We start from the raw sequence: 3,742 nt of genomic DNA, 5'->3' as shown, positions 1-3,742 counted from the left end.
CGGCCCCCCCCCCCGGGGGGGGCGCCGCCCCTCCGGCGTTCCGGGGCGGGAGCCCTCCGCCGTCACCGCGGCGGAAGGCGAGCGAAGCCGGGCGAAGGCGAGCGAAGCCGGGCGAAGGGGAGCGAAGACAGGGAAGCGGGCTGCGTTTTCCTGTTCGGGCTCCGTTTCCCTGTTCGGTCAGCGTGTCCTGCCTCGGGGCAGGAAGGTGAAGGCCGCGCCTCCCAGGAGGATCGTTGTGCCGGCCAGCAGGGCGAGGGCCTTGAGGGCGCCGTGGCTGTCGGAGCCGGTTTCCGCGAGGCCGCCGGAGGCCGCGCCGCCCGCCGATCCCGAGCCCGAGCCCGAGCCCGAGCCGGAGCCCGATCCGGAGCCGGAGGTGCCGCCGCCCGAGGCGCCGCCCGCCTGCTCGGAGGTGTCCAGGGTCAGGGACACCTCCGGCTCGGCCGGGGTACAGGTCGTCGTCGTGCCCAGGGCGAGCACCGTGAGGACCCCTGGGGACAGCGTGGACCTGCCGGTAGCGCCCGGCTTGTACGTGCCCTTCAGGTCCGGGATCTCGATGGGTGAACCCGACCTGATCGGCGCGGAGTTGGCCGGCCCCTCGACACCCACGGTGCCCTTGTCGGCGCCGCCGAGCACGACCTGCATCGAGGGCTTCACGGAGTCGGCGGGGATGTCCGCCGGGCTGTCCATGACCGACTTCCCGAACCTGACCGTGAGGTCGTAACTCCCGCCGTTCTTCCGGGCGTTGATCTGCACCGGCGAGGTGGCTTCCTTGTCCCCGATGGGCGTCTTGCAGGCGTAGGCGACGGAGACCTGCTTGCCGGTGAAGTCGCTCTGCCCGTCGCCCCCGCCCGCCGAACCGCCCCCGCCGGACGCCCCGCCGTCGTCACCGCCGGTCCCTCCCCCGGTCGTGCCGCCACCGGTCGGCGACGGGGTGCCCGAGCCGGTCGGCTCACCGGACGGGGTGGGGGTCGCGGTCGGCGTCGGGGTGGCCGTCGGGCCGCCCGTCCCGCCGCCCGAACTCCCGTCGCCCGCCGTCACCTTGATGGTCGCGGAGGCCCCCACCGTCTCCTTGGGCGCGCACGTGGTGTCGGTGGAGATCGGCTTGTTGACGTTGATGGTGTACGCGTCCGGCGTCAGCGTGACCTCCCCGGCCGCCGTCAGCTTCAGCGTGCCCGTCATGTCGGACAGCTTCATGTCGCTGTTCTTGGGGATCGGCGGGTTCTGCCGCGGCCCCCGCATGGCGACGCTCGCGCTCTGGGCGCCGCCCGCCTTCAGGGTGCCGGACGGCTGCACCGTGTCCTTGCCGAGGTCGAGGACGTCGGGGTTCTTCGAGGCGGCCTGGGCGAACTTCCAGGTGATGGTGACCTCGTCGCCCACCTTCGCCTCGGCGGGCGCGCCGATCTCCACCCTGGTGGTGCCCTGCACCGCGGGCAGCCCGGAGATCGCGGGCGGGACGCACTCCGTCTTGTACGACACCTCGGCGGCCCGCGCCGGTACGGCGGCCACGCCCAGCAGGATGCCCGCACCGCCGAGCATCAGCGCGACTCCGGCCGCGCCCGCTCTGCGCCCGGTGTCCGGTACCACTCTCCGTAGCGTCCTCACGTATGTCCTTCTCTCGTCTGGGGGGTCGGACCGTTCTCGTGCGGTGCGGAGAGCCGGCCGTGCGCCGCGGTGCCCGGATCGCTGTCCGGGGTGAACCACGGCAGGGCGGCCGGGGCCGGCGGGACCGTCGGGACGGTCGCCGGAGTACGGGGGCCGGCGGTGGCCGGCCGGGGCGGGCGGAGGGTGGGCCAGGTCAGGCGCAGGCCCCGGTGGCGGCCCGCGCGCCCGGCGGGCCGGTGCGGGCGCACCCGGTCCACCAGGGCCATGCCGACGCGGAACACCGCCGCCGGGACGACCACGCAGAGCAGCACCCAGAAGACGGTCACGCCCCAGGGGCGGCCGACGCCCCACGGCTGCTCGGCGAGCACCTTCCCGCCGTACACGAGCGAGACGGTGTAGTCGCCGTGCGCCCCGGCCGGCAGCTCGACGGGCAGGCTGATCCGCGCCTTGCGGCCGGGCGCGACCGTGCCGCGCCACTCCTGCTCCTCCCACTGCGGGGCGAACACCCCGTGGGAGGTGCCGACGCGGAAGACCGGGTTCTTCACGGCGGCGGTGCCGACGTTGCCGACCGTGAAGACGAGGGTGCGCGCGGGCGGCGAGCCGAACCAGGTCAGCAGCCCGCTCGACCCGTCGAGCCGGGTGTCGGTGAGCACGGAAAGGCGCCCGCCGCTCGGCTCCTTGGGGAGGGGTTCGACCGAGTGTCCGGCGACCATGAAGAGGGCGTCCGCCTCGGCCTTCGCGCCGGTGACGGTGGCGACGTGCACCACGCAGGGGCAGGGCTTGGGCGGTTCGGCTACCGGCAGCTCGCGGCGGAAGGCGCCCTTGGCGTCGGTGGTGACGGCCCGGCCGTCGGCGTTGGCACAGGAGTTGGTGCCGCCGATGACCCCGCGCGAGGGCACCGACTGGCCGCAGATGAGCAGCATCAGCAGGGTCCGGGGCCGCCATCCGCCACCGCTCACGGTGACCGAACCGCCCGTCCCCGCCTGCGAGGCGGAGAGTTTCACACTCGGCCCCCCGGCAGCGACGGCCGTTGCCGCCGAGCCCGTCCCGACGGCGGCCTTATCCGCCCCACCCGTCCCCGCGCCGCCCGTCTCCGCCCACGCCACCCCCGCCGACGGGACCAGCAGCAGGGCCAGTACCGCCCCCAGCGCCGCCATCCGCACGTTGCCCTTGCCCTTGCCCCTGCCGCCCAGGACGCTCACCTCACCGCTCCCGTCAACCCCGTCAACTCGGCCTCCACGTCGGGCTGTTCACCCGGCTCCGCGCCATCGGTCCGCCGGCGCCCGCGCCGTCCGGCCTCTCCCGAGGGGCGCCGCCGACGCCGTACGGCGATGAGGACGACCGGCGCCACCAGCGCGCACCCCGCGCCGACGGCCCGCCCCCACGGCACGAACCGGGCGGACGCGGTCGCCGTGCCGCGCACCCCGTCCGCCGCCGTCACCGTCAGCCGCACGTCGACCGCGTCCAAGACCGGCGGGTCGGTCCACGGTTCGTGGAGGGTGACGCGGCGGCCGGGGAGGAGTTCCACGGGCAGGGGGCGCGGGGCGCGGTCGAGCACCCGGCCGAGGACGCCGTCGGCGCGCACGGCCAGGCGCGGGGCCAGCACGGTGGTGCCGCGGTTGACCAAGTCGTAGGAGATCCGGCCGCCGCCCACCCGGACGTGCTCGACCGTCAGCGCCGACAGCGCCGGGCCGGCCACCCGCACCTGGACCCGGACCGCCGCCGTGCGGCCCCCGCCGCTCACGAGTACCGCGCCGGGGTGGTCGCCGGGCACGGCGCCCGCCGGGACCGCCACGGTGAACGGCACGTCGGCGCGGGTGTGCGCGGGCACCCGTACGGACAGCGTGCGCACGGCGGTCCGCCTCCCCCCGGTCCGCCCGGCGAAGGCGATCCAGGCACCGGTGTCCGTGGCCCGCCGCCGCGCGGTGGGGGCGCCGTCGGCGCTGCTGTCGGCGTCGGCGGTGCTGTCGGCGTCGGCGCCGCGCAGCCGGACCGTGACCGGCCGGGCGCCCGGGTTGGCGACGGACACGGCGTCCTGGAGGACGGTGCCGGGCGCGCCCTCCGCGTACACGGCGGGCCGTCCGTCGGCCGCGCCGCCCGCGGCCGGAGTGGCGGACCAGCCGTCGGCGGCCCGGGCCGC

Annotated in this window: 3 protein-coding genes; all 3 read right to left on the bottom strand. The window is 76.4% G+C overall.

The window, feature by feature from the left end; all coding sequences use genetic code 11:
- Positions 1–177 precede the first annotated feature (177 nt).
- A complete protein-coding gene (locus AB0912_RS25760) occupies positions 178–1,536 on the bottom strand; it encodes a hypothetical protein (RefSeq protein ID WP_366703757.1) in 1,359 nt (452 codons plus the stop codon).
- Between the two features lie 62 nt (positions 1,537–1,598).
- Positions 1,599–2,804, bottom strand: coding sequence for a hypothetical protein (locus tag AB0912_RS25755; RefSeq protein WP_366703681.1), 1,206 nt, complete (start codon positions 2,802–2,804; stop codon positions 1,599–1,601).
- Positions 2,801–3,742: hypothetical protein (locus tag AB0912_RS25750; RefSeq protein WP_366703679.1), on the bottom strand; the 942-nt coding region annotated here is incomplete at its 5' end. The genes AB0912_RS25750 and AB0912_RS25755, both read right to left, overlap by 4 nt.

Source organism: Streptomyces sp. NPDC007084 (assembly GCF_040703595.1).
In the GTDB taxonomy this organism is placed as follows: domain Bacteria; phylum Actinomycetota; class Actinomycetes; order Streptomycetales; family Streptomycetaceae; genus Streptomyces.
The sequence above is the reverse complement of the archived record's forward strand: the minus strand, read 5'-3'. Positions and strand labels throughout refer to the sequence as shown.